General features: G+C 41.0%; 22 protein-coding genes. 7 read left to right on the top strand and 15 right to left on the bottom strand.

Annotated elements, in window-relative coordinates; all coding sequences use genetic code 11:
• Positions 1–39: 39 nt before the first annotated feature.
• The 4 genes from NO991_RS07035 to NO991_RS07020 all read right to left on the bottom strand — a co-directional run bounded on the left by NO991_RS07035 (position 40) and on the right by NO991_RS07020 (position 6,037).
• Positions 40–3,213 (bottom strand): efflux RND transporter permease subunit, encoded by a 3,174-nt coding sequence (locus NO991_RS07035; protein ID WP_371351857.1) that lies wholly within the window; start codon positions 3,211–3,213, stop codon positions 40–42.
• Between the two features lie 14 nt (positions 3,214–3,227).
• Positions 3,228–4,433 carry an efflux RND transporter periplasmic adaptor subunit gene (locus NO991_RS07030; RefSeq protein WP_371351856.1) on the bottom strand — a complete coding sequence of 402 codons (1,206 nt, stop codon included), beginning with the start codon at positions 4,431–4,433 and terminating at the stop codon, positions 3,228–3,230.
• 202 nt (positions 4,434–4,635) lie between these two features.
• Entirely contained in the window at positions 4,636–5,328 is a 693-nt protein-coding gene (locus NO991_RS07025) for a haloacid dehalogenase type II (protein ID WP_371351855.1), read from the bottom strand.
• Positions 5,329–5,383: 55 nt separating this feature from the next.
• Positions 5,384–6,037, bottom strand: a complete 654-nt coding sequence (locus NO991_RS07020) for a peroxiredoxin-like family protein (RefSeq protein ID WP_235376554.1) — start codon at positions 6,035–6,037, stop codon at positions 5,384–5,386.
• Positions 6,038–6,143: 106 nt separating this feature from the next.
• On the opposite strand from NO991_RS07020, the gene NO991_RS07015 reads away from it, so the two are divergent.
• The 5 genes from NO991_RS07015 (at position 6,144) to phnW (ending at position 13,001) form a co-directional block, all read left to right on the top strand.
• Entirely contained in the window at positions 6,144–7,019 is an 876-nt protein-coding gene (locus NO991_RS07015; protein ID WP_371351854.1) for a LysR family transcriptional regulator, read from the top strand.
• 85 nt (positions 7,020–7,104) lie between these two features.
• Positions 7,105–7,665: an RNA polymerase sigma factor gene (locus tag NO991_RS07010; protein ID WP_138600045.1), complete on the top strand. Its 561-nt coding sequence runs from the start codon at positions 7,105–7,107 to the stop codon at positions 7,663–7,665.
• A complete protein-coding gene (locus NO991_RS07005; RefSeq protein WP_138600046.1) occupies positions 7,662–8,732 on the top strand; it encodes a FecR family protein in 1,071 nt (356 codons plus the stop codon). Before NO991_RS07010 ends, NO991_RS07005 begins: the two co-directional genes overlap by 4 nt.
• 125 nt (positions 8,733–8,857) lie before the next feature.
• Positions 8,858–11,764, top strand: a complete 2,907-nt coding sequence (locus tag NO991_RS07000; protein ID WP_371351853.1) for a TonB-dependent receptor plug domain-containing protein — start codon at positions 8,858–8,860, stop codon at positions 11,762–11,764.
• 142 nt (positions 11,765–11,906) lie between these two features.
• Positions 11,907–13,001, top strand: a complete 1,095-nt coding sequence (gene phnW, locus NO991_RS06995) for a 2-aminoethylphosphonate--pyruvate transaminase (protein WP_371351852.1) — start codon at positions 11,907–11,909, stop codon at positions 12,999–13,001.
• A 56-nt stretch (positions 13,002–13,057) separates the two neighbouring features.
• Here phnW and NO991_RS06990 read toward each other — a convergent pair whose 3' ends face one another.
• The 7 genes from NO991_RS06990 to NO991_RS06960 all read right to left on the bottom strand — a co-directional run bounded on the left by NO991_RS06990 (position 13,058) and on the right by NO991_RS06960 (position 21,308).
• Positions 13,058–13,744 (bottom strand): UTRA domain-containing protein, encoded by a 687-nt coding sequence (locus NO991_RS06990; protein ID WP_166339323.1) that lies wholly within the window; start codon positions 13,742–13,744, stop codon positions 13,058–13,060.
• Positions 13,745–13,808: 64 nt separating this feature from the next.
• Positions 13,809–14,369 carry an HD domain-containing protein gene (locus tag NO991_RS06985; RefSeq protein WP_371351851.1) on the bottom strand — a complete coding sequence of 187 codons (561 nt, stop codon included), beginning with the start codon at positions 14,367–14,369 and terminating at the stop codon, positions 13,809–13,811.
• A 10-nt stretch (positions 14,370–14,379) separates the two neighbouring features.
• Positions 14,380–15,774: an FAD-dependent oxidoreductase gene (locus NO991_RS06980; protein WP_371351850.1), complete on the bottom strand. Its 1,395-nt coding sequence runs from the start codon at positions 15,772–15,774 to the stop codon at positions 14,380–14,382.
• Entirely contained in the window at positions 15,774–16,583 is an 810-nt protein-coding gene (gene phnX / locus NO991_RS06975; RefSeq protein ID WP_371351849.1) for a phosphonoacetaldehyde hydrolase, read from the bottom strand. The genes NO991_RS06980 and phnX overlap by 1 nt, the downstream gene beginning before the upstream one ends.
• A 20-nt stretch (positions 16,584–16,603) precedes the next feature.
• On the bottom strand, positions 16,604–17,908 hold the full coding sequence (locus tag NO991_RS06970) for a DUF5690 family protein (protein WP_166339315.1): 1,305 nt from the start codon (positions 17,906–17,908) through the stop codon (positions 16,604–16,606).
• 48 nt (positions 17,909–17,956) lie between these two features.
• Positions 17,957–20,770 (bottom strand): TonB-dependent receptor, encoded by a 2,814-nt coding sequence (locus NO991_RS06965; RefSeq protein WP_371351848.1) that lies wholly within the window; start codon positions 20,768–20,770, stop codon positions 17,957–17,959.
• 139 nt (positions 20,771–20,909) lie between these two features.
• Positions 20,910–21,308 carry an ExbD/TolR family protein gene (locus NO991_RS06960; RefSeq protein ID WP_371351847.1) on the bottom strand — a complete coding sequence of 133 codons (399 nt, stop codon included), beginning with the start codon at positions 21,306–21,308 and terminating at the stop codon, positions 20,910–20,912.
• Between the two features lie 292 nt (positions 21,309–21,600).
• On the opposite strand from NO991_RS06960, the gene NO991_RS06955 reads away from it, so the two are divergent.
• Together NO991_RS06955 and NO991_RS06950 are read left to right on the top strand one after the other, a co-directional pair.
• Positions 21,601–22,578: a catalase family peroxidase gene (locus tag NO991_RS06955; RefSeq protein WP_371351846.1), complete on the top strand. Its 978-nt coding sequence runs from the start codon at positions 21,601–21,603 to the stop codon at positions 22,576–22,578.
• A gap of 187 nt (positions 22,579–22,765) precedes the next feature.
• Positions 22,766–23,215 carry a GNAT family N-acetyltransferase gene (locus NO991_RS06950; RefSeq protein ID WP_371351844.1) on the top strand — a complete coding sequence of 150 codons (450 nt, stop codon included), beginning with the start codon at positions 22,766–22,768 and terminating at the stop codon, positions 23,213–23,215.
• A gap of 255 nt (positions 23,216–23,470) precedes the next feature.
• Here NO991_RS06950 and NO991_RS06945 read toward each other — a convergent pair whose 3' ends face one another.
• The 4 genes from NO991_RS06945 to NO991_RS06930 all read right to left on the bottom strand — a co-directional run bounded on the left by NO991_RS06945 (position 23,471) and on the right by NO991_RS06930 (position 25,831).
• Positions 23,471–24,097 (bottom strand): hypothetical protein, encoded by a 627-nt coding sequence (locus tag NO991_RS06945; protein ID WP_371351843.1) that lies wholly within the window; start codon positions 24,095–24,097, stop codon positions 23,471–23,473.
• A gap of 109 nt (positions 24,098–24,206) precedes the next feature.
• Entirely contained in the window at positions 24,207–24,653 is a 447-nt protein-coding gene (locus NO991_RS06940) for a hypothetical protein (protein WP_371351842.1), read from the bottom strand.
• A gap of 105 nt (positions 24,654–24,758) precedes the next feature.
• Complete coding sequence (locus tag NO991_RS06935; protein WP_371351841.1) at positions 24,759–25,121, bottom strand: hypothetical protein; 363 nt, start codon at positions 25,119–25,121, stop codon at positions 24,759–24,761.
• Between the two features lie 134 nt (positions 25,122–25,255).
• Positions 25,256–25,831 (bottom strand): hypothetical protein, encoded by a 576-nt coding sequence (locus NO991_RS06930; protein ID WP_371351840.1) that lies wholly within the window; start codon positions 25,829–25,831, stop codon positions 25,256–25,258.
• Between the last annotated feature and the right edge of the window lie 74 nt (positions 25,832–25,905).

The following is a 25,905-nucleotide window of genomic DNA, read 5'->3' as shown; positions in this document are numbered from 1 at the left end:
TCAAAACAAAGGGCAAACTCATTGTTTGCCCTTCATTTTTTACAGGTTACCCTCTTGGGTTTTAACATGTTCTTGTTGATGATGTGCTGCTATCTCATCAGCAAGCTCTTGTCTTGAACGTTTTTCAGTTAACTTACGTGCCGTTAACCAATAAAAGAACAGCGGCACAAAGAATACTGCAAGGAATGTCGCTGCCATCATACCGCCCATTACACCGGTACCAACACTGTGACGGGCACCTGCACCTGCGCCAGAGCTTAGTACTAAAGGCACAACGCCCAAAATGAAAGCAAGCGAAGTCATAATGATTGGTCTAAAACGTAAACGCGCAGCCTCAAGCGCAGCCGTACTTGCGCTCCAGCCTTGTTGATGTTTCATCAAGGCGTATTCAACAATAAGAATCGCGTTTTTACTAGCAAGACCAAGAAGTGTTACCAGACCAATTTGGAAGTACACATCGTTTGTCATGCCCACAACCCAAACCGCTATAAGCGCACCAAAGGTACCAAATGGCAGGGCAAGCATCACAGACAGTGGTAACGACCAACGCTCATATAGCGCTGCTAGAATCAAAAATACCATGATCACAGCAAGGCCTAAGGCAATCCCAGTGGTGCCTGAACTGCGTTTCTCTTGGAATGCAGAGCCTGTCCACTCGTAGGTCATATTAGGTGGTAATACTGCTTGTGCAATACGTTCAACTTCAGCAATAGCTTGACCTGAGCTGTAACCCGGCGCTGCATTACCCATCAGTTTAACAGCAGGTAAGTTGTTATAGCGATTTAGGTTTTCAGGGCCACGGCTATACTCGATAGTGGTAAAGGCTGAAAGCGGCACCATAGTACCTTGGTTGTTTTTAACATAGATACGACCAATGTCGTCAGGCTTCATTCTAAATTCAGCGTCTGCAGACATTAGTACTTGCCATGCGCGACCAAATTTATTGAAGTCGTTAACGTAATAAGTCCCTAAGTTACCTGCAAGAGCAGTGAACGCATCATCAATTTCTACACCCATGGCACGCGCTTGTTCACGGTCAACATCAACACGTAGCTGTGGTGCGTCAGGGCGCCAAAGTGTTTGCAGGCCACTGATAATAGGGCTCTTTTGTGCTTCAGCTGTCATCAACTGCATTGCATGTTGAAGTTTATCTGGGTCGCTATCACCTTTGTTTTGAATATAAAACTCAAAGCCACCTGTGTTACCTAAACCAAAAATAGCCGGAGGGTTAAAGGCAAGAACGAGCGCCTCTTTAATACCTGCTGTTTTCATGAATAGCTCTTGCACCAGCGCCTTGGTATCAACTTCACGCTCATCCCAATGCTTTTGAGTCACGAATAAGGTTGCAGCGCTGTTTTTGTAACCACCTCCAATAAAGTCAAAACCGGTAAACGCCACCACGTTTTCGTTCGCTGGGTTTGATTGCACGGCCTCAACAACTTGCTGCGTGACTTGCTCTGTGCGTTCAAGTGATGAACCGTCAGGTAAGAAGATTGCAGAGATGTAATAACCTTGGTCTTCATCTGGCACAAGCGAACCTGGGGTGTTTTGCCAAAGGCCAATCGTTGCGACAATCATACCTGTCATTAAGATCAGCCCTAACAGACCACGGCGCACCATAAAGCCAACAGCACCGACATAACGGCCTGTGATCTTGGTAAACATGTCGTTAAACCATAAGAAGAAGCGGGCAGTTTGTTTGTGTTCTTGTTTTAAAATAAGTACACAAAGCGCTGGCGTCATCGTTAAAGCAACCACACCCGATAAACTTACAGCAATCGAAATAGTAATAGCGAACTGGCGGAATAACTCACCGGTTAAGCCACCTAAAAACGCAATTGGCACAAACACTGAGCAAAGTACTAAAACAATGGCTACTACAGGGCCACTTACTTCGCCCATCGCTTTAACGGCGGCGTCTCTGGCACCTAGCCCTTCTTCGTGCATGATACGCTCAACGTTTTCAAGCACCACGATGGCATCATCAACAACAATACCAATCGACAGCACCATACCGAATAAGGTGAGTGAGTTAATTGAGTAACCCAGCATATACATGCCGGCAAATGTGCCCAGTAGTGATACTGGCACTGCAAGAGTTGGAATAAGCGTGGCGCGCCAGTTTTGTAAGAATAAGTACACCACTAAGAATACTAATACCATGGCTTCAAGCAGTGTTTTTACAACTTCACGGATTGATACTTCAACAAAGCGGGTTGTGTCGTAAGAAGTTAAATGTGCAAGTCCGGTCGGGAACTGGCTTTTCATTTCTTCAATAACACTGTTTACTTCTTCAGCTACATCAAGAGCGTTAGCACCCGGTTGCAAGAAGATACCCAACAGTACAGCTTCTTTACCGTTAATTGTTCCTTTGAAGTTATAATCTTTTGAGCCAAGTTCAACGCGGGCAACGTCTTTTAAGCGTAAGCTACTGCCGTCAGTGTTTGAACGAATAATGATATTTTCAAACTGCTCAGGCTCAGACAAACGCCCTTGTGCAGTTACACTGTAAACCAGCTCTTGTGGAGATTGCGTAGTCGGTGTAGCACCAATTTTACCTGCCGCGTATTGCGAGTTTTGAACACGGATTGCCCCTGCAATTTCTTCAACAGTGACACCTAACTGGCTCATTACATCAGGGCGCAGCCAAATACGCATTGCGTAATCTTTGGCACCAAAAATTTGTACACTGGTGGTACCAGGAATACGTTTAACACGGTCTAGCACGTTCATAGTGACATAGTTTGATGTCCATAAACTTGAACGTGTTCCATCTGGTGAGTAGAAGGCATGAACTTGTAAAAAGCTAGAAGAACCTTTTTGAACCACCACACCTTGGCGGCGTGTTTCTTCAGGTAAACGCGCTTCAACCTGCTTAACACGGTTGTTTACGTTAACGGCTGCTTGGTCAACATCAGTACCAATTTCAAAAGTAACTTCGATGGTGGTTGAACCTGCACTGGTTGACGTTGATGACATATACATCATGCCTTCAACACCGGTAATGGCATTTTCAATCGGTGTCGCTACCGTTTGCTCAAGCACATCGGCAGATGCACCGGGGTAGGCTGCGGTTACTTGTACAACCGGTGGTGCTATTTCAGGATATTGCGCCACAGGTAAACTGCGCATCGCAGCAAGGCCCGCAAGCACAATAACAATAGAGATAACAAACGCAAAAATGGGTCTGTCTATAAAGTAACGAGAAAACATAAGACTCCCTGTGCTTATTCTGCGTGGCTAGGGTTAGCGGCAGGTTGGCCAACATTGACTGGCATACCCGGGAAGAAAATACGTGCCATGCCATCAACAATAACTTGGTCGCCTTCTTTTAACCCACTGCGAATTAACCAAAAATTTTGGTATTGCTCGTTTTCTGGTTTTTTGATCCATTCACCTACAGTAACAGGGGCAGGTAAAGCGACATCCATACCTTGCTCGTTTTTACTTACTACATAAACAAACTTACCGGTGCCGTTATCAAGTACTGCACGTTGCGGTACGATGAAAGCGTTTTTGCGTACTGCACCACTTAACTCAACGCGCACGAATTGGCCCGGGCGAAGTTGAAAATCAGGGTTAGGAATAATTGCCTGAAACTCACTGGTACCTGTGTTTGGATTAATACGCACATCTGAGAAGTTAACTTCACCGGTTTGTCCGTATAACGAGCCGTCTTGAAGTTTAATTTGTGTTTTCCAATGGCCTTGCTCAGGTAACGTCAGTGAGCCATTTTTAACATCTTGACGCATTTGCAGTTGTTCACGCTCAGATAAGCCAAAACGAATACGAATAGGGTCAAACTGAGTCATTTGAGTCAGTAATAAATCTGGACCAGAAACATAGGTTCCTTCAGAAACAAACTCACGTCCCATTACACCTGCGACAGGGGCTTTCACTTGCGCATATTCAAGATTAAGCTGCGCTTCTTTTAAGGCAACTTTTGCAGCGGCTAAATCAGTTTTAGCTATATCATTAGCTGAGCTTGCGTTATCGTAATCACGTTGTGAAACGGACTTTTCGGCTCGTAGTTTAGCTAGTCGTTTAACGTCACGATCAGCTTGAACAAGCGCTGCTTTTGCACCATCAAGTGCAGCTTGCGCTCGGTCAACCGCAAGTTGATAAGGTTCAAGGTCAATTGTAAACAGTGATTGGCCTTGCTCTACACGCTGACCTTCTTCAAAGTTGCGTGATTCAAGAATACCGGTGACACGGGCTCGAACTTCAACTTCTTTTGAACCAGACAGCGTCGCTGGCAGCTCAATCGTAAAAGGGGCATCGTGAGTTTCCATTGTCATAGTCGCGACAGCAGCGGGGTGCATTTGACCCTGTTGTTGCTGTGGCGCTTCAGAACAACCTTGCAGTAGCAAAGGAGTAGAAACTAATAACAACGCAGATAATGATAATTTGGCAGGTGCGAAAGGCAGACGCATGTTTACTCCACAGTCCAATTGTTAAGTAGGTATACATAAAAAGTAGTCTATCAGGATGAAAGACGTCACTATGCATTTTCAATTAGCGTTTAGTTTATACCCAAAAAAGAGAAAGGTACACCCTGTAGTTTACTTTTTTATTAGGCACAAAAAAACGCAAAGCATTTTCGCTTTGCGTTAATTTAAGGGTTTAAATCGTTTTTTACTTTTTCGTTAGTAAAGAGGCTAACTCTTCAAGGTTTTTAACAATGTAATCTGGTTGCTTTGCCAGTGGGTAAAGCGCTTTACCGGGCCTTGCGATAAACGCTGTTTGCATACCCGCTTCTTTAGCGCCTGCTACATCCCAGCCGTGAGCAGCAACCATTAAAGCTTCGTGAGGCGCTACATTTAATTGTTCAAGCAACCACTTGTAAGCGCGCAGATCGGGTTTATACACTTTAATATCTTCAACACTGTAACGGTGAGTAAAGTAATCTGTTAAACCAGCATGTTGGAACTGTGCTTTTACACCGTTATTTGACGAATTTGTAAAGCTGACCAGTTTGTAGTTTTGCTTTAATTTCGCTAAAGCTGGTTTAACATCGCTATGCGCAGGTAAAGATAAAAGCGGTGGCACAATCGCTTGTTTAGCTTGCTCGTTGGTTAACGAAATTTGATTATTACTTGCCACCATCATCAGTGCTGCAACGCCAATTTCACCAAAGTCATGATAATCATTCGATACCGTACTTACTAAAGAGTGGTGAAGCATTGTCGAAAACCAAAGCGGTAATAGCTGGGTATTACCATCAAGCGCTTCAGCGACTGAGGTTTGCATTTGTTCAAGATCAAGCAAGGTTTCGTTGACATCAAACACAATTACTTTTGGTTTTGCTTGGTGTTGAGACTCTGCCATTGTGCCTCCCGAGTAAGTTAGGGTTACCAATAAAACTAGACTAAAAAATACTTTTTTAAACATGATTTAGTGCCTTAACTGCGTTAAGTACATCTAAAGGCTCTGCTCTTAGAGTGTAATCTTCATGGGCAAATGCAAATTGAATTACCCCTTGGCTATCAATAACGTAGGTTGCTGGTAATGGTAATTCGTAGCTTTCGTCACCATTGACTTTTGGAATATCTAAACCAAGTTGATCGTAAACAGGGATCAAGCGTTCATCCAAAGTGAATACCAAACCACACTTTTTAGCCAATGAGTTAGACACATCAGAAAGCACCATATAAGCTAGCTCGTTTTGCTGTTGGGTAGATAGTGATTCATCAGGTAACTGAGGCGAAACAGCAACTAACTGTGCATTTTGATCAGCAAATGCTTGTTGCATATTGTTAAGTGCACGTAGCTCTAAATTACAATATGGGCACCAGCCACCACGGTAAAAACTCAGCACAAGCGGGCCTTTAGTTAGCAGTTCAGTCGAGCTGATTTGTTTGCCCTTGCTGTCGGGTAATTCAAATGCTGGAAACTTATCACCGACTTTTAAAGCATGTTCACTTAATTGTTCAGCAATTAGTTTTTCAGTCGTTACATCCATCAAATTTAAGATATCAGCTGGGACATTGGCTTTCTTTTGCACTTCAAAGGCGTCGATTTGGGTTTTTAAAGACATACATTCTCCAATCATTTTTTACAATTAGTAGCAAGTATAGAGTTTTAAATATTTATATATACAATACAAAACTGAAACCTAAATTCGAAAATATTGAATGAAAGCCATGTACAGTTTATGTGATTTAGAAACCTTTATTGCCATAGTTGAAAACCAAGGTGTAGTTGCCGCTGCTAAAGCTCAGGGCCTCTCACCAGCTACGGTAAGTCATCGCTTAAGTAAGTTAGAAAAAGCATTAAGTACTGTATTGTTGTTTCGTGATAGTCGGCGAATACGCTTATCGCCGGCAGGAGAGCTGTTTTATCAACGTGCTGGTGCCATTTTAGAGGCCTTGTATGATGCAGAGCATCAAATTGGCGCACGGGGCTCAGCAGTGACAGGGCTTTTAAGAGTTACTATGCCGCCTTGGGTCTTCTCAAAATTTGTGATGCCTGAGCTTGGCCACTTTGAACAGCAATATCCCGACTTAAAGCTCGATTTTATGATCACAGATCAATTCGTGAATATTGTGGATGATGCCCAAGATGTGGCTATTCGAGTTGGTCAGTTAGCAGATTCAAACCTGCTTTCTCGTAAGCTGGTTAGTAACTCTCGTATTTTGTGCGCAGCACCGAGCTATATTGAAAAATATGGGCAACCAAAATCGGTCTCGGATCTTAAAGACCATTACTGGGTGTGTTTGCCATGGCAGCGACAGCTTAAATTTAGCGAAGGCGGACAAGTCATTAATTATAATGCGAGAACGCGTTTTACTGTATCTAATTCAGATAACATGACACAGGCTGCGATTGCAGGCCATGGCATAGCGATTAAATCTTATATTGCAATTAAAGACGATTTAGCCGAAGGACGGTTAATCGAAATACTCCCTAATAGCCTAGTTGATGCTGATGCGCCAGTGTGGTTTTTAAAACCACAAAACAGCCTAGTGACGCGTAAAACAGAGGTTTTTTATGAGTTTATGAAATCTTTGTTTACTTAAGGTACAAAAACTTAACAAATGGCTTGTAATTAAACTGAAATCTCGTACCCTAAAGCAATAAAAATATAATAAAGGTGAGTTAAGGATGACAGAACAAACTGGGGTTATCACCGCTTTTACTGAGATATCGAGCAAGCTTAGGCGCTTTGTATCACGTATCGTCAGCCCTGATGATGTAGAAGATATTGTACAAGAAACGTTTATAAAAAGTTATGAAGCTGATCTTAAGCAAAATATCGAATATACTCACAGTTACATGCTGAAAACCGCTAAGCATTTGGCGCTAAATCATATTGCTAAATGGGACAATAAATACAAAGAATCGTTAGATGAACAACAGCAGGTTGAGCATCACATGCGTTCAATGGCACTTGAAGATGAAGTGACTTCTAAAGAGCGCTTTTTGTTTTTTTGCCGGGTGACTAACGAATTAAGCCCTCAGGTTAAAAAATGTTTTATCTTAAAAAAAGTCTATGGCTTAAGCCAAAAGGAAATTGCAGCTAAAATGGATCTCAGCGAGAGTACTGTTGAAAAACATATAGCCAAAGGCTTATTACATGTTCACCGAGCAATGAAATCACATGATGTACAACCTCAGGCATTTACCCCTACCACAGAGTTCACTGCAAAAGAGGTGAACAAATGAGTAATGTTCATCCATTTTCATCAAAAGACATGATTCAAGAGCAGGCGAGTCATTGGATCAGTGCAATTGATCGTGGCTTATCTAAAGATGAAGTAAGTCAATTACATATCTGGGCTCATCAAAGTACAGCTCATCAAGAGGCACTGTTTGAACTTGCGACCTTGTGGGATGAAATGAGTGTGCTTAATGAGTTAAGTAGTTTGTTTCCTTATAAAGCACCGCAAAAACAACCTGCTGTATTTGGTATGGCAACCGCCGCCAGCTTTTTAGTGGTGATGTTGCTTGGTTGTATCATGCTTATCTATTCAAGCTATTGGCAAAGTGAAGAAAATGACTACGCCAAATTTACCAAAATTTACCGCACTAAAGTGGGTGAGCAAGCTGAATTTGTCTTACCAGACAGCACTATTGTGCAGCTCAATACCAATACTAAACTTGAAGTTGCCTACTCAGGCGATCGTCGTCAATTAATTTTGAGCCGCGGTGAAGGGCGCTTTAATGTTGCCAAAGATCCGAGCCGTCCGTTTACGGTTATTGCTGGTGATAAATCATTTACTGCACTTGGTACGGTGTTCAATGTTCAGCGAAATACCGCTTCAGACCTAGAGCTAGTGGTGACCGAGGGCAAGGTGATGATTGCTGATCCGGGTACGCAGGTTGATGCTAGTGACTTTAATCGTTTAAAAGACGCCTCAGATAACAGTGAAGATATAAAAGCGCTTCGCGCTAATGTTGTTGTATCTGGTGAGAAAGCACTGATAAAACATAGTAAAACAGAGCCAATTAAACAGTTATCTGTTGATGACGTACAACGTGATTTGGCATGGCAACAAGAAATGCTGATTTTTAATGGAGAGTCTTTAGACGAAGCTCTGCAAGAGGTGAGTCGTTATACCGCCACACGTTTTGAATTAAATGATCCAGAACTTGCCTCTTTAAAAGTGGCTGGCGTGTTTAAAACTGGTGACATTAAAGGTTTGCTTGATTCTTTACAGGTCAACTTAGGTGTAGAACATCAACGTTTAGGTGAACATCGTGTTAGCTTAACTATCGCTGCAAAAGGTTAGTTCTGTCTATGAGAATACGCCAATCTAATGATGTTAATTGTGCGCCACTTTCTCGTCACAAAAAATTAATTAAAAAAAAGTTAAATTTACATAGCGGATTTTTCTTCCTCACTTGTTTGTTTAAATTGCGCAGTAAGCAATTGCCGTTGTTACCTGCCTCTTTTGTTATTTATGGCCTTACAGCAGGCCAAGTAGCAATAGCGGCTGAAAAACAAATGCTGCAATTTGACATCAAAGCGCAACGAGCTGATTTGGCGTTAATCGAATTTGCAAAGCAAACCGAACAAACAGTCATTTTTTCTTTCGAATTAGCAAAGCAATATCAAGCGAAATCAGTGTTTGGTTTTTACACCAAACTTGATGCACTGAATGCGATGCTAGAAGGCACTGAGCTCGATGCGGTTGTTGATCAACAAGGCTTGCTGAGTATAAAACTCAAACAAGTAGATAGGATAGATAATAACATGATCAAAGTATCAGGGGTCAGCGCTGCAGTCGTGCCATTACTGCTTGCCGCCAATACGCAAGCGTTAGCAGAAGATCAATCAGCAGAACAAAACATCGAAAAAATTGCCGTTGTCGGTAGCCGTGTAGCAGGACGCTCGGTTGAAGATTTACCGGTTCCGGTTGATATTTTAAGTGCCGAAGCACTCGAGAATACAGGTCAAACAGAAGTTGGCCGTATGCTTCAGGCTATTGCACCGTCTTTTAACTTTTCAAGCTCGTCTATCAGTGATGGTACTGATGCACTTCGCCCTGCAACATTACGTGGCTTAGGGCCAGATCAAACCTTAGTTCTTATCAATGGTAAACGCCGCCACCAAGCGAGCCTTATTCACATTAATACCTCAGTAGGTCGTGGTACGGCGGGTACCGACATGAATGCTATTCCTGCTGCTGCAATCAAACGTATTGAAGTATTACGTGATGGTGCTGCTGCGCAATATGGTTCAGATGCCATCGCAGGTGTTATTAATATCGTATTAAAAGACGCTGAAGAGGGCGGTAAAGCGGCGATTAATTACGGTGAGTACTCAGAGGGCGATGGCGAAACTGTAACTGTTGATTTCAACAAAGGTTTTGCTTTAGGTGATGAAGGTTATTTAAATACCACAATCAACTACCGTGACCGTGCGCCGACAAACCGTGCAGGTCTTCATGGCTCATGTCAATTTTACGGCTGTACTGAACTTGATGACGGTACGCTATTAGCAGGCGACCCTCGTGAGTTAACGGCACCTCGTGATACGTTTAGAATTGGTGATGCAGATTCACAGCAATTTGCTCTAACCGTTAACACTGGCTACGAGCTTGCTGGTGGTGAGCTATATGGCTTTATCACTTATTCAAATCGTGAAAACGAATCAGCTGCGTTTTTCCGTCATAACGCAAATGCTAATGGTAACCCTGTATTACAAGATGGTGATGCAACCATTCCTATGGGTTTTTTACCGAAAATTAATACTGTCATTGATGACGTGTCTTATAACTTTGGTTATAAAAAATCGTTCGATAATGACTCAAGCATTGATTTATCGTACACCTACGGTGAAAACAGCATTGATTACACCACAAGCGACACTATCAACGGCTCTTATGCTAACTACCTTCGTTATGACCAAGGTTTAACGGCTGATGAAATTCGTGCCACTATCCCGCGTTCAGCGTATGCATATGGCCTTGAATTATCACTGCAAACTCTAAACCTTGATTACACCAAAGATTACGACAACTTCTCATTAGCACTAGGTGCTGAGCTTCGTACCGATGAGTTCCGTATTCTTGAAGGTAGCGAATACGCATACCGTGATTACGATACAGTTGATGGTGTGAGCATCTATTCTGGCTTAAATGGCGGGGTAGGTAGTGTTGACGCTGCAAGCGGTACGCAAGGTTTTGGTGGTTCAGATCCGGCATCATCAGTTGATGAGTCGCGCGATGTGATCTCATTCTATATGGATGCAGAAACCTATGTTATCGATGATGTAATCATTTCAGGTGCGGTACGTTACGATAACTACAAAGGCTTTGGTGACACAGTTAACTTTAAGTTAGCGGGTAACTGGTCTGTCACTGAAGATGTGTCTTTGCGTGGTGCATTAAGCACAGGTTTTAGAGCACCTTCTATGCAACAACTTTACTTTAATAACGTAAGTACTCAGTTTGTTGTAGGTGATGATGGCAGCTTAGTGGCTGAGCAAGTAGGTACGTTTAGAAACGACAGTACCTTAGCGCAATCAATTGGTATTCCTAAGTTAAAAGAAGAAAAATCACAAAACCGTAGTTTAGGTATTGTGTATAACGTGACCGACAATATCAATTTAACCATTGACTACTACTCGATTGATATCGACGACCGTATCGTTATTTCTAACCGTTTAGGTAAAGGTTTATCAGATACGCTCGATGCTGCACTTGAAAGCTCAGGCGCAGGTGCGGGTCAGTTCTTCTTAAATGGTGCCGACACAGAAACAGAAGGTGTTGATTTAGTTGCTACATGGAACACAGAAGGCCTTGGCGGCACGCTAGATTTCACCTTTGCTGCTAACTTTACTAAAACAGATGTAGTTGATTTATTCACGCCATCAGGCAGTGGTCTTGAAACTATTCCGGTAGAAGATGTGTTTTCTGCCCAAGAAACGTCAATTATCGAAGAATGGCAACCTGAAGACCGCATTAACTTAAGCGCGCTTTACCGCTTAGAAGATTGGACTGTAAACCTATCTTTAAACCGTTACGGCGAATACACAGTTGAAGATGGTGGCCGTCAAACATACGGTGCTGAAATCTTAACTGATGTTAAAGTTAACTATTTCTTTAACGAAAACCTATCATTTAACATTGGTGCAAATAACTTATTTGATGTTTACCCAGATAAGAACACCATTGGTAATTCACGCTCGGGTACGATTGTTGATGCTAGCGGCAACACAATTGTTTCAAGCCCTGGTGTATTCACTTACTCACGTCGTTCAGCACCATTTGGTTTTAACGGTGCGTACTACTACGTAGGTGCAGAGTACAAGTTCTAAACTCCCTTTAGATTCCTTTATTATTTAACTTGCAAAGGGCCGTTAGGCCCTTTTTTAATGCAGTCATAAAAACTTCACTTTTTTTATCAACATAAATCCCTAATAATATCTGGACTAGACCAAATTTTAGGCGATATTAAAAATGAATGAATATTTACTGTTAACTCCTGGCCCATTAACAACATCGGACAGTGTAAAACAAGCGATGTTAAAGGATTGGTGTACATGGGATGACGATTATAACTTAGGTGTTGTACAGGCTATTCGCAGCAAACTTGTAACTTTGGCCACTAAAAGTTCTGACTATACGTGCACATTAATGCAGGGCAGTGGCACTGCGAGTGTAGAAAGTGCTTTAGGTAGTTTAGTCGCAAATGAACATAAGTTATTAATAATAAACAATGGCGCATATGGTAAACGGATGGCAGAAATTGCCAAGTATTTAGGTGTTGACCATTGTGTTTTAAATTACACTGAAACTCAGCTACCAAGCTGTGACGACATTGAAAAAACACTCTTGAGTGATGAAAACATTAGTCATGTTGCAATGGTGCACTGCGAAACGACGACCGGCATGCTAAACCCAGCAAAGCAAGTGGGCGAACTATTATCACGCCATAACAAAGTGTATATTTTAGACGCAATGAGCAGCTTTGGTGGCGTACCGTTTGACTTAGCAGATTGGCACATTGATGTAATGATTAGCTCATCTAATAAGTGTATTCAAGGTGTTCCAGGTTTTGGTTTTGTAATTTGCAAACGTGACTTAATTGAAGAATCACAGGGGGTTGCACGTTCGTTGTCACTTGATTTACATGCACAGTGGCAGTGTATGGAGAATAATCAAGGTAAATGGCGTTTCACATCTCCTACACATGTTGTACGCGCATTTCATCAAGCTCTAATTGAATTAGAACAAGAGGGTGGTATTGCAGCACGTCATAAGCGTTATAAAGACAATCAGCAACTTTTAGTCACTGCGATGAGAGAGTTAGGTTTTCAAACGCTCTTAGATGAGAGCTTACATTCACCGATTATCACCTCATTTTATTCTCCAACAGCGAATGGGTATGACTTTAAAGAGTTTTACTTGTTGCTTAAAAACCAAGGGTTTGTGATTTACCCAGGTAAGGTGTCAGATGCTGACTGCTTCAGAATTGGCAATATTGGTCATGTGTTCGAAAACGATATTACACGTTTAATTGAGGCAATATCAAACAGCAGATATTGGTTATAAAGAATGTTCACCCGTGTAAAGGCTTTGTTTAACAAAGCCTTTTTTCATTTATTGCCTTAGTGACCTTCTACAGTCATTTCAATGGCATTATGCAACCAATACTCAACATTGTAATCCACTAAACTGCCTAGTTCATCAAAGCGTTTACGAATAACTTTTAAACAGGGTGTGCCACTATTTTTTTGCAATACCTGTGCTACATCGTCAGGAAGGACAGTCACACTAATCGCGCACTGCTCATTGACTACATTTGTTGCGTATTGATTTGCCATTATTTGTGTTATCGAGCCATTTAGGTTGTGCTCAGCAAGTCCATCAAAACGCGCAGCATCACAAAAAATATCTTCAAACATCACTAAGCGCTCATCAAGGCTGCGGGCACGTTGCAAATGGTGCAAAGTTGATGCAGAAAATTCTGCTTTTAAATCATGATTGCTAATTTCTTGATGGCTAATCACTTGGGTATCAGCAACAAAGCCTTGTTGTTTTGCAAGTTCATAAAAGTTTACTTTAGTGGCAGGGTTCCACTTAAGTTTTGTTGGTGTTACAAACCAACCACGGCGCGTTTGGCTATAGATCAATCCTTCAGCTTCTAAACGAAGTAGTGCCTCACGGACTGTAATACGGGTCGAGTTAAATTGTTCTTGTAACAAACGCTCAGAAGGGAGTTTGTCACCCGTGTTCAGAGTCCCTTCGCTTAGTAATTGATGTATGTAATTTCTGATTTGTTGATATAAAAGCATACGGTGCCTTTTTGCTAAATACAGCTTTAGCTTAACTGATAATAAAGGGATTTATAACGTTTGATTATGAAATTAAATAGTTATCTAAGTAATCTAGCCAAAAAGAAAGTGGTTCAATATGCATATTTGGATCTTTTGCACAGTCGTCAAGTTCTCTTAATTGTAAAATTTCTTCAAAAAATGGCTGGGCTGAAAATTGATTAGCTTGTTGTAACGACAAAGGGCCACCTTGTTGTTGCAAGGTGAGTGTACTGGCAGGCGAAAGTGTTTGCTCATAACCTGCATTCTTTGCGACTAAATAGCGTTTAGCTTGAACATGTTGAGAAACCATGGAAACGACAGCATCATTAAAGTTATTTTCTTTTAAAAAAATAGCGCCAAGCTCACAGTGATTTACATATCCTTGCTTGGTCATAGTGAGATTTTGCTGCTGTGCGATTAAATGTCCAATATCATGTAAAAATGCAGCAACGACAGTATCAGCGCTTAATTTTTGCTGCAATGCAAGCCCAGCGCACTGGGCTGCATGAGAATACTGAGTACAAATTTCGTCATAGTGTTGGTAACCAAACTGCTCAAATAAATAACAGATCTGTGTAATTGTTTGTTGGTGTGTAATGGCCATCTAAAAAACTCTACGATTTCATATCGACTTTTCCTGCGCTGCCTATGAGGCTGGCAAGATACGTATCTATTGGATTTACATGGGTGTTATTGTCTTCTGCTCGTTCTTTACGACGAATTGCATTACGAATTAGGTAAGCGCCGACAGTTCGAAAGGGCTCAACTACAAAGTTGTCTAATGTTTGATTTACAAGGCCACAGTGTTGCCAAACAGGTGCATTCTTTAAAATTAAAGCACACAGAATATTTGCCCCTAAAAAAGACTGTACGACGCCATTACCAGAATAACCCCCGGCGTAGATAACGTTTGCTTGATTATTCAAATGTCCAAAAAACGGAAAGCCTGTGACACTTCGGTCAGAAGGGCCTGTCCAAGTTCGATCAATTTCAAAATTATGGTTAGGGAAAAAGCGTGATAAAGAGTTATTTAATAGCGTTTGATAGCGACTCGGCTGCTCAAATTTATCACTCATTCTGTTTGCGAAGCTAAAATAATTTCCGCCTTTGCCTAGCATTAATCGACCATCAGTAGTGGTGCGGTAATAGTTTACAAAAATACGGGAGTCTATTATTGCAGCGCCATGATTGAGACTTAAATGCGCAAGGGTTTCAGGCATCGGTTTAGTAATTGCCATATCGCTTGAAACCAGCACGATATTGCGTTGAAACTGCGGTTTTAGGGTAGGGAGCCACGCATTAACGGCAAATACAAGATGATTAGCACAAATATTACCTTGGTTTGTTTCAACATTTAGAGGGGATTGTCCGCTATGTGCTGTGTACTGGCACTGTTCAATAATTTTAACGCCTAAACTTTCAGCGACCTGTTTTAAACCACGAACTAATTTTGCCGGCTGAATACTTCCACCATGAGGTGAATAATGACCGCTAATATTGGCGGCTGATCCTGTATTGATAAGAGCTTGAGTATCACAGTGTTGCCATGCATTAAGATTGTTATCCTCAAGCATTTTTATTGCGGGGTCTAACAAGTGCTTTTGTGCTTCATTTGAGGCGGTGTAATAACAGCCATCAATTCGACAATCGCAGTCGATACCATTCTGACTGACAAATTCTGAAATTTGATGAACCGCTGATTCAGACTCTTTGACTAAAAACAGTGCCTTTTCGAGACCGACTAACTTACTTAAACTGGGCAGCTTAGTTGACCAAGTTAACATTGCACCGCCATTTCGCCCTGATGCACCTTGCCCGCAATAGCCTTTTTCAATGATGGTAACTTTTAAATTAGCTTGTTGCTGCTTAAGTTTGATAGCGGTCCAAAGGCCTGTAAAGCCACCACCTATGATACATACATCGCAATGGTGCTTTGCAGGTAATGAAAGAGGAAGCGCATAGGCTTCCTCTTGCATTGCATTATCAAACCAAAAAGGTTGAAACTGCATTATGGGCGCTCCCCTCGGCTTAGTTTTGCATCAATCTCCATTAAAACAGCTTCAATATCAGCCAGTGAGTCAACTACGAAATGCGCACCTGCAGAGTACAAGCTTTGGTAAGCTTGACGTGTCAGTTGCTGCTTTTGTTCAGCACTACATGCTTGCCACTCTTGCTCTGTTAAGCCAACCGCATTACCGCTTAATGCGAGGCCAATTGTCCACATGCCGGCATTCAAACCTTCTTCGATGCCGGGGGCTGAATCATCAATTTTGATACAGTTAGCAACTTTTTTAATGCCTAAAGCATTTACATTTTCAAGAGCCATCCAAGGGCCAGGGCGAGAACCGGCTTTAAGGTCGTCACTTGCTACCCAATGATCCGGTTGATAGCCATAGTCTGCAGCGGCACTGACTAACACTTCCATAACTTGGCGAGGGTAGCCCGAACAACTGCCTACTTTGATGTTTTGCTGTTTCAAGCGATTGATCACTTCAAGCGCACCAGGAATAGGCATTGCTCTGTCTGCTACTTTTGCCTTTTGCAATGGCATGAAAGTTTGATAGATGTGATCAATATCTGAGTCTGACATTGCTCGGCCAAACTGTGAGTGCCAGCGTGAAGCAACTGACTCCAATTTTCCAAGTGTGGCAATGTGATCCCATTTTCCCATACCCATTGGAATACGCGCTTCAGCAAGTGAAATCTCAAAGTTATAAGCTTGTTTAAATGCTTCAACAAAAATGGTAGTGGGGGCAACTGAGCCATAATCCACGACAGTTCCAGCCCAATCTAAAATGATAGCTTCTATGTTTTTCATAAGATTCTCTTTTAATTGTTTCAGGTCACAACCTGTTTTGAGTGATGAGTTCGAATAGGGGATAAACGTACTGTGAAATAACACAGTGAACATGCAACTAAAGCGGCGGCAACAATGCCAACTAAGTAACAAGCGTTAATAAAGAAGTTAAGCCAACTGAGTTCAGGCATAGCAAATGTTCTGTACAGTAAAATACTGACAGAGCCAAGATAGCCTGCAGAATCAGCAAGATAAATTAAAAAACCAGCATTAGCGACAGAGCCAACGGCAGAAATCATTCGGTCAAATAGAAAACAGTTATACGGGATGTAACTGATATAGAGACCTGAGCCAAGTAAGACCATCCACGCTTTTGCGGATATCAAGTTAGCTTCGAAAGCAAAGGTGCTCGACAATAACAAAGCGGCACCGAATAAAATAAAGCCGTGATTGACATAAAATGCGGTTTTGTTGTTTTTTACCAAAACCATCGCGCCTAATGCGATAAGGACAATAAATGACATTCTGATCCCCGCGTAGGCGAAAATGGCAGGTTCTTCACCATGGCCAAGAGCTTGCCAAATTTCAGCTGCAAAATTGTCACGGAAATCACGAAAACCAGTAAACAGCATGAAGCTTAAAATGAGGCTGCTAATACCAAACCAATACTGTTTAAAAAATTGCCAACGAGCTTTGCCATCCATAGGTAAGCGTTTTTGTCTTGCTTGTTCGTCCTCTGTTGTAGGTTCTGGAATGAGGGTTAAGCATTTAACACTAAACAATAGCAGCGGGAAAAATAGCGCACCTGTTGCTGCAGGCATCCAAAGTTCAGGTACATTTAGTGTATCAATAAGCCATTTGCCTACACTGCGAACAAGCCCTGATGCCAATATAAAAGTGACACTCAAAATAGCGCCTAGAATTTCACTGGTTTTTCTTCCTTCAAGAAAGCTAAAAACAAGTCCCCAAATCATGCCTAGTGAGAGGCCATTAAAAAATAGCCAAATAACATTTAACCCAATCGGAGTGATAGCAAATAACACCAGCGATATTTCTGCAGCGGCAATAAGGCCAATAATTGTTAAACCTCGTTGCTGATGCTGCATCTCTGAAATAACTTTTATGCCAATAAATTTAGCGCATAAATAGCCAAAAACTTGCGCCAAAATCAGTGCAATCTTAAAGCTTATCTGCCAACTCGGATCGTCGAATTCAGTGTAACTATTTGCAGTGAATGGCTTACGAAATGCGTACATAGAAAAGTAAGTGAGAAATGCAGCACTGGCTGCAAATAACACAAAACCGGTTCCTTGCGCACGTTTAAGCCAATTAGGGTGTGAAAACATTAGGTATCCTTTGCGGGGCAATGGCCCCGCATACAACTCAAAAACTGATTAGAACTGATAATTAATGCCAACCATGCCGCGTACACCGTAGTACTCTACTTGTAGAGGACGGCTTTCATCGCCTAGGTAGTATTTAAGAGGCTCGTTGGTTAAGTTATTCAGCTCGAGGTAGACTAATGCGTTTTCGTTAAGCTGATATGACGTGGTAAAGTCAACGCTTGTATTGTCGCCATAATAGCTATCAAATTGTTTGCTGCTGCCATGCTCTTCAATGTATTCACCTTTGAAGTTAACGGCTAATCGAGCTGCAAAATGCGTATTATCGTAATACACCGTAAAGTTGTAGAGACTATCTGCTTGGCGAGGAATGGAGACTTTGTCTGCGCGATCTGGAATCGTCATTTCTGAATCCATGAAGGTCGCATTAGCCATGATGCCAAAGTTATTTAGTTCAGGTGTAATAAACCCTAAATCACGATTGAACGCGACCTCGAGACCTGCAAGCCATGCGCTATCGCCATTTTCAGGGCGAATAATATTAACCCCAGTGTTATTGCCGAACTCTCCTATAGAGCTACTTTGAAAAATAGGATCGGTAATATCTTTATAAAATACCCCCAGAGAAACTAACCCTAAGCGGTCAAAGAAGTATTCAGCCATTAAGTCGACATTATTTGAATAAGTCGGCTCTAAATTTGGGTTACCAGAAGTTAATTCGTTGTCTGCTTCTAAGTAAGTTGCACCTGGCGTTAATGAGCCAAAGTCAGGACGAGCAAAAGAGCGAGTTAATGCAAGTCGATAATTGGTTTGACTGTTAGGGTGATAGGTTAAATGCAATGCAGGTAACACAGACAAGTAGTCATTGTTTGCTTTAACGCTTTCGACTTTATCTTCATCTGCAAGGTAAATATAACCGTCAACTTCGGTGTCGGTTTGAGTTAAACGAAGACCTGTTAGCATTTCCCAATTAGCATTAATGGTATATGTTGTCATACCATATAAAGATGTATGTTGTTCATTAACATCAAAGTTTCTGCCAAGTGCTCCCCCATTTTCGATTAAAGCAGATTCACTCTTATCAAGCACAAACTTGTCTTTATTGTTATTCCAAAAACTTGCTAAGTCATCAGTACTTGCAACTTGCGAAAACTGACTTTGATAATCGTAAGAAAGCTCGCTTAAATAATCACTTCGGCCCGGTTGGTCCGCTAATGTAAAATCACTCAGAGTAGGGGCTGCGCCATAGTTTTCAGTATCCCATGCATAAAATTCATCGCTGAACCTAGCAACGCGTTCTTTATCGCGATACTTTGCGCCTACTTTAACAATAAGATCATTATTGAGTTGCCACTCAAAGTCTAAAGCGGCAACAATTTTATCTTTTTCATTCACCTTAATTTTATAAAGTTCGACCCACGATAAGCCCATTTGGCTTGGTTCAAACGAAAAACCACTTGGTAGATGAGTACTGATTTGATCCCATGGATCTGAACCACCATCAATCGTGTTATAAGCGTAGTTTTTGCCTGTATCTCTGTCTTCAAGGCCTTCGTAACCGACATTTTTTTGGTCAAATCGAACTACAAAATAACTGTTATCTTCACTGTTAGGCGTGTTGCCATACCTAAATTCGTTTTCATAGCTAGATAAAGACCAATTTAATGTTTTGTCGTAGCCAAAAAAATGCTCACCAGCAAACTCAAAGCCCGTCATTTCTGTTATGAGCTCATTTCTAATATGTTGTAGCTCTGCTCTGTCTTTATCAAAACGCATACGATGCTTATAATGAGTTTCATCGTCGATTAGTGTGCCGTACATGGCACTAGCACTAACATTGCCTTGTTCTAGCTGGTATTCAACAGAACCATTTAAACCGTAAGTTTCACGAGTTCCGGTGTAATCTCTTAGCTCTAAACGATAAATTCCTAAACCATCATTTCCTCGACGTGGTTCAAAGTTATCTGTTGCCCAGTCGCGTTGCCACGCTGTTGCGTTAATTAAAAAACCTAACTTGTCATCTAAGATGCGATCGCCATAAAGTAAGTTGGCAGAGTAGTTATTGCCATCAGCTAGTTCATTTTGACCGAGTGCTAAATTGGCATTAAATACGAAATCATCAGGTGCTTTTTTGGTTATAAAGTTAACGTTACCACCAATAGCATCTCCCTCCATCTCTGGCGTTAATGCTTTTGATACCTCTACAAATTCAATAAGCTCACTTGGGAAAAAGTCAAACGCAGTGGCGCGGCTGGTGGTTTCTTCTTCTGCAGTTGGTAATCGGTTGCCATTGATAGTTGCAGAGCTCCACTGGGCAGGTAAGCCGCGAACAGCAACAAATCGGCCTTCGCCTTGGTCGCGTTCTATAGAAACACCAGGGATGCGTTGAACTGCTTCAGCTGCGTTACGGTCTGGCAACTTACCGATGCCATCAGCCGAAATAACATTTTTAATATTTTTAGCATTCTTTTGGCTATTGGCCGCAGCCATTTCACCACGTTGAATTTGACCAACAGCAACGACTTCTTCAATGGTGTTAGCTGAATTATCCATCACAATAGGATTCAGTAATTTAACCTCATTGTTGCTTATCTCAACATCAACAATCTGGCTGCGATAACCCATATATGAAACTTCAAGTTGGTAGCGACCTGCATCTAATTTAGCAAGCTCAAACTTACCATCATAATCAGTCACCGTTGATTGATTTGTGCCAACGACTTTAACCAAAGCACCTGGCAAGCGATTACTATGATCTGTGATAGAGCCTTGAATTTTTGCATCAGTGGCAAAAGCGCTATGCGCTGATAAAAATGGGTAGCTGCACAAAAAAACAGCTGTGCTGAGTGTACGTCGTTTAATCATCTGTTGAGCCTCTTATTTTTAAATTTATCTGGACTAGACCAGATTTGTTGCAGACAATAATAGAGAGGCTTTTTTACAAAGATGTGACGGTTTTTTATTTTTAATATTAAAAAAGGGTCAAATGACCCTTTGAGATAAGTTATAAAGATGTGCTGATAGCAATTGGTACATCTTGATATTGTTTTATTTTATCAAGCAAGGTGACCAAGGTTTTATGGCTGCTTTGCTCACTTGCTGTTACTTGCACATTGGTCATTTCAAACTGTGCGGCAAATAACGCAAGGTTAGCGATTATCTGCTCTGGTGTGACAAGCCTATTTGCAAAATAAATACTGTCGTTTTCAGTGATAGTAAATTGTGCTTGTTTTTTAGGGTTTTCAAGACTTGGTTTTGCTAAAGGGCGGTTCACTTCAATAGCTCGCTCTTTAACAAATGAGGTTGTGACGATAAAGAATATCAGCAAGATAAACACAATATCGAGCATAGGGGTCATATCTGCATCAGCGTTTGCAGTGGTTTTTTTATGTTGTTTCACCATAATTAGGTCCTTGTTGTTTTTGACCAAGCCACAAAATTTACGATTAAGTGGACTAGCCATAGTCGTGATTAATACCACGGATTATTTTTAAAATGCTGGGCGCCACAGCAGTTTTTCGGATCCTAAATTTAAAGTTAGCAGCTTTTAAAAAAATGGTAGTTAAATAAATATTCTAAGTTTATTAAATGTTTGTAGCGTTTTTGTTGGTAAAAAAATATTTATTAGCTTTGATGAAATCATTTCGAAGTGTATCTGGTCACTTTTGTTGGAACTAAGTTTAAAGGATGGATAAATGTTAAAAATTACGTCTTTTGTTTGTGCAATGTGTCTTGTTATACCGACAGCAAGTTTTGCTGAGCAATCAGTAAACGGGCAAGATTTTATTAATTTATTCGAAAAGCTGTCAGGTAAGCAACCCGGTATCAGAAAAGGTCACGCCAAAGGGGTGTGCGCTGTCGGCACATTTACACCTAATCAAGCAGCAAAGCAGTATTCAATTAGCCCTTTATTTAACGCACCGTCAAAAACAAATATTCGTTTTTCTATGGGCGGGGGGAACCCTCATGCTGATGAAACATCACGTTCTCCTCGCGGAATGGGGGTGCAGTTTGTGCTAGAAAATGGTGATGTACACAATATTGCAGGGCTAACTACACCAGTATTTGCAGGTAAAAGCCCAGAAGCGTTTTTTGGTTTGCTAAGTACCTTAGTACCTGACGAAAAAACTGGGCAAATCGATTATGCAAAAGTAAAAGCATACAGAGAGCAAAACCCGAGTACCTTAGGGCAATTTAATTGGCTGCAAAGCCATAACCCGCCAGCATCGTATGTGTCTTCGCGTTATTTTGGTGTGCATACCTTTTACATGGTTGATGAAAAGGGCGCTAAACATGCCTTTAGATGGACCATGGTGCCAGAAGAGCCAGAACAGGTGTTAACAGAAGAGCAAATGAAAACCTTCCCTAAATCATTTCTGGCTAAGCGACTTGAAGAAGATTTAACGAAAGGGAAGGTGCATTATCGTTTTCAAGCAGAGTTAGCCGAGCCGGGTGATGCGTTAACGGATCCTTCAGTACAATGGCCTGCGGATCGCAAAACAATTGAATTAGGAAAGCTCACCATAGAATCGACAGGTCAGTCAGGCTGCGATGTTACTAATTATGACCCTAATCTGTTATCTAAAGGCTTTTTGCCAAGTGATGACAAAGTACTTAAATTACGCTCAACAGCTTATGCGATTTCTTTTGCAAAGCGTTTAACGGGGCAATAAAAAACTAAATCGCTTGGCGGTGCTCCCGATTATTTGATTACCAAATAAACTTGGTGGTTTAACGACCAAGCGATTGTAATTTAAAAGTTGTCGTCAATAGTTAAAGTCATATTTTTCAATAATGTATTGTTTTTATACACTTTACCCATATCTATACATTTACTGAAAAATAAATAAAGGGAATTTTATGAATGTAACTTTGCGTGATGTTACGAAGGATAATTGGCTGGATGTAATTCACTTAGAAATAACTAAAGAGCAAGAGGATTACGTAGCGTTAAATTCAGAGTCTATCGCTGAATCAAGCTTTTATCCCCATTATGTTAATCGGGCAATATATCGTGAAGATGAGGTTGTCGGTTTTATTCAATATTACCAAGAGCTTGAAGAAGGGCTACCTGATGAGTTTTACATTGCTCAGTTTATGGTTGATGTAAAATATCAAGGCCAAGGTATAGGTAAAATCGCAACAGAATTAGTAATTAACGAGATGAAAGAAATTCCAGAATGTAAAAAAATAACCATACTCTATATGCCTGGCCACCATATGATGCGCAATTTTTATTCTCAGTTTGGTTTTGTGGTCACCGAAGAGGACGATGAAGACGGTGTTGTAATGGAACTTGATGTTAAATAGCTGGAACGCTCTTTTTGGGGAGCTTAATTATCATCAACCTAAATTATACCTTGTCAGGTTTTATTGGTGGGCTTTGATAAAATCTGACAGTCTTATATACGGGACAAGCAGGCTGTTGGCTAAAATTGTTTTTGCTCATAAATGAGTTAGAGCAGAAGGACGGCTCTGTATTAACGAAGGGCATTGGTAACGCCGCCATAAAGGGCCGACTGTAGCGGAACGTAGAGGAGTGTTGTTTTGATGGCCTTGTTAGCTTTACATCTGCTGGAAATCGCCACGTGCTTTTAAAACCCCTTGTTGCTTTAGAAAAAATAGCTCATTCAAATAATTGCCATAAACCGCTGTAGCTCTGTTACCACTAATGTTGTAGTAAGGCTGTGGAAACCACACTTCAACTTCTTCTTTTTCATAACCAGAAATATCAAACTCTACTGGTGAGTAAAAATCAATTTTAACAGGTTTAATTGTAGTGTTCGCATTATTTGAATGAGTGTAATCATAGGCAGCGTATGCACCAGCCCAAACACCTGATTTTGTTTTATATACGGGAGTAAATTGGTATTTTGAATGGTAATACTTTCCATCATGTAATACGACATAAAGAAGAACGTGGTCGTATTCTGAAAATTGGGGAACACCGTAGTGATCAAATACCGTAAATTCTATTTCTGCACCATGGTATGAGCCCTTATAGGGTTTTATGATCTGATATTTTGCAAGAAATTTACTATCAAATGAACTTTTATTTTCTTTGAGTTTTGGTGTAACAGGAGTCAGGCTAATTTTCTTGCCAACAAAAACAAAGTATTCACTATCTTCGGTCTCAGCTAATAGCTGGCTAGAGAGAAATAATGAAATGAAAAACAATATGAATTTATGCATGATCTATCCTTGTAAAGCTAAACATTATTGGGTCCTGTTGAACAGCTTTTAGATTACCGCAAACCACTAAAGCTTTCAGGTGCTTTTTTATAAGCTGGAGATGCCTGATTTAATCTTCTACAGATTCCACGAGTGCTTTTAATAATTTTGGCGTAGGCTCTATGAAATTTGAGCAGTTGCAAGACCAAGATACAGTATGACTGTCATCACCAATTTTTAGATATAAAGTTTTAGTTGGGCAAGGAGTACAAATCTCTATTCTTTCTATATCCTCAGATGACTCTGGTGCCACTTTTTTTCTGTGTTCAATTGAGTCAGGTAATTGGTAAAAGTTTATTTTATCTGCTTCGTGAATAATTCTCTCAATTTGAATTGTAGAAAGCCCTAATTTCTCTGAGTATTTGCCACTATCACCGCACAATTGCTTTTTGTATTCTTGTTTATAATAGTCGTATGTCTCAAAGACATCTTGATAGTGCAGTTCAAAACTTTCAATTTGAGGGCTTGAACTGCACCCAATTAATAAAGATATGAGCAGCAAATATATGTGCTTCATAGGGAACCTAACGCCTAAATATGGGGCACAAAGAGGCAGGCTACAATGGAGAAGCCGCCTGACTGTTTGTGTCCTAGCCAGCCTGCGGGCGACATAATTTTTTTGTTAGCAGTCATTGTTTAAGCCACCACTTAAGCTTTTTAATACTCGAAGAAGACTAATCGTAACTAATACGACAGCTACTGATGGGGAGTAAACCAGTAACAATTCAATTAAAGACAAAGTATCGTTTTGCTGATAGCTATACTCTGATACGACACCGGATAGGATACTTAGAACCAGCACAGCTAAGCAAGAATAGGCAAGCAGACGAGAATCTTTGGAGTTAATGCGGCGATTTAACTTAATTGAACTTACTAGCAAAGCGATGAAGCAAGCACAGATTACGAGGGCATCTAAGGCGTAAAAAAGATACTCCGGTAAAGTAAAACCGTACATTTCATATATTACTTCTTCAAAAAATTCCATTTAACTAAATCCTAGGACCTGATTGATAACGCTCAAATAAGTGGCACCAAGACAATGCGATCTTTTTGCGCCACACTTGGCGAAGCCAGGAGCAAAAAGAAGCGTTGGCCTTGGTGTCCTTCTTAATTTGCTTGTTATACACCGTTTGCACAGTGTTTTGTGATAAACCCTTCCACCATTGCCTCATATGATTCAAAAGCTGGATTATGAGGATGGACGCGACCAACAAATACATTTTTGTCACTTCTATAGATTTCCAGTGACTCGGAAAACTTATTGCAGCCATTAACTTTATCATTGTCCGTTAAGAATGCATTGCCCATTGCAAATAGAGCCTTCGATACGCCCCAGTAATCCCCATCTTTTTCAAATGCTTCAGCTGCGAGTTTAAAGTGTTCAATGGATTTACCTGCTGTCGGGTCATACTCGTTTTGTTTTGTATAAAAATCTTTGTGGTATCTATAACTTCTACTTTTGTAATACAGCCCTAAAAAGGTATGCGCCTCAGCTACCCCATACAAATTATTAGATTTTTCTAAATCAGCGAGGGCTTCAAGCCCAAGCCTTTCAGCAGCTAGCCCCCGATCTTCAGTATTCATCAATTCATAGGCGTAATTTAATTTTTTCATTGGATCACTGGTATAGGGTACGCCCGCAGCAGCACAGCCCAATAAAGTAATTGTAAAAAGTGAAATAATGATTAGCTTCATGCTCAAATATCCCTAGGTGTATAACGCCTTACTAATAGGCGCACAAATGCTTGGCAAAAATTAGCGACGAAGGA

It is taken from the genome of Pseudoalteromonas sp. DY56-GL22, assembly GCF_041414715.1.
GTDB lineage: Bacteria > Pseudomonadota > Gammaproteobacteria > Enterobacterales > Alteromonadaceae > Pseudoalteromonas > Pseudoalteromonas simplex.
This window is presented reverse-complemented; position numbering and strand designations above follow the sequence as displayed.

What these genes read in the sequence shown, in the direction of transcription:
- NO991_RS07035 (WP_371351857.1), bottom strand. Translation starts at nt 3,213, where the DNA reads ATGTTTTCTCGTTACTTTATAGACAGACCCATTTTTGCGTTTGTTATC.
- NO991_RS07030 (WP_371351856.1), bottom strand. Translation starts at nt 4,433, where the DNA reads ATGCGTCTGCCTTTCGCACCTGCCAAATTATCATTATCTGCGTTGTTA.
- NO991_RS07025 (WP_371351855.1), bottom strand. Translation starts at nt 5,328, where the DNA reads ATGGCAGAGTCTCAACACCAAGCAAAACCAAAAGTAATTGTGTTTGAT.
- NO991_RS07020 (WP_235376554.1), bottom strand. Translation starts at nt 6,037, where the DNA reads ATGTCTTTAAAAACCCAAATCGACGCCTTTGAAGTGCAAAAGAAAGCC.
- NO991_RS07015 (WP_371351854.1), top strand. Translation starts at nt 6,144, where the DNA reads ATGTACAGTTTATGTGATTTAGAAACCTTTATTGCCATAGTTGAAAAC.
- NO991_RS07010 (WP_138600045.1), top strand. Translation starts at nt 7,105, where the DNA reads ATGACAGAACAAACTGGGGTTATCACCGCTTTTACTGAGATATCGAGC.
- NO991_RS07005 (WP_138600046.1), top strand. Translation starts at nt 7,662, where the DNA reads ATGAGTAATGTTCATCCATTTTCATCAAAAGACATGATTCAAGAGCAG.
- phnW (WP_371351852.1), top strand. Translation starts at nt 11,907, where the DNA reads ATGAATGAATATTTACTGTTAACTCCTGGCCCATTAACAACATCGGAC.
- NO991_RS06990 (WP_166339323.1), bottom strand. Translation starts at nt 13,744, where the DNA reads ATGCTTTTATATCAACAAATCAGAAATTACATACATCAATTACTAAGC.
- NO991_RS06985 (WP_371351851.1), bottom strand. Translation starts at nt 14,369, where the DNA reads ATGGCCATTACACACCAACAAACAATTACACAGATCTGTTATTTATTT.
- NO991_RS06980 (WP_371351850.1), bottom strand. Translation starts at nt 15,774, where the DNA reads ATGCAGTTTCAACCTTTTTGGTTTGATAATGCAATGCAAGAGGAAGCC.
- phnX (WP_371351849.1), bottom strand. Translation starts at nt 16,583, where the DNA reads ATGAAAAACATAGAAGCTATCATTTTAGATTGGGCTGGAACTGTCGTG.
- NO991_RS06970 (WP_166339315.1), bottom strand. Translation starts at nt 17,908, where the DNA reads ATGTTTTCACACCCTAATTGGCTTAAACGTGCGCAAGGAACCGGTTTT.
- NO991_RS06965 (WP_371351848.1), bottom strand. Translation starts at nt 20,770, where the DNA reads ATGATTAAACGACGTACACTCAGCACAGCTGTTTTTTTGTGCAGCTAC.
- NO991_RS06960 (WP_371351847.1), bottom strand. Translation starts at nt 21,308, where the DNA reads ATGGTGAAACAACATAAAAAAACCACTGCAAACGCTGATGCAGATATG.
- NO991_RS06955 (WP_371351846.1), top strand. Translation starts at nt 21,601, where the DNA reads ATGTTAAAAATTACGTCTTTTGTTTGTGCAATGTGTCTTGTTATACCG.
- NO991_RS06950 (WP_371351844.1), top strand. Translation starts at nt 22,766, where the DNA reads ATGAATGTAACTTTGCGTGATGTTACGAAGGATAATTGGCTGGATGTA.
- NO991_RS06945 (WP_371351843.1), bottom strand. Translation starts at nt 24,097, where the DNA reads ATGCATAAATTCATATTGTTTTTCATTTCATTATTTCTCTCTAGCCAG.
- NO991_RS06940 (WP_371351842.1), bottom strand. Translation starts at nt 24,653, where the DNA reads ATGAAGCACATATATTTGCTGCTCATATCTTTATTAATTGGGTGCAGT.
- NO991_RS06935 (WP_371351841.1), bottom strand. Translation starts at nt 25,121, where the DNA reads ATGGAATTTTTTGAAGAAGTAATATATGAAATGTACGGTTTTACTTTA.
- NO991_RS06930 (WP_371351840.1), bottom strand. Translation starts at nt 25,831, where the DNA reads ATGAAGCTAATCATTATTTCACTTTTTACAATTACTTTATTGGGCTGT.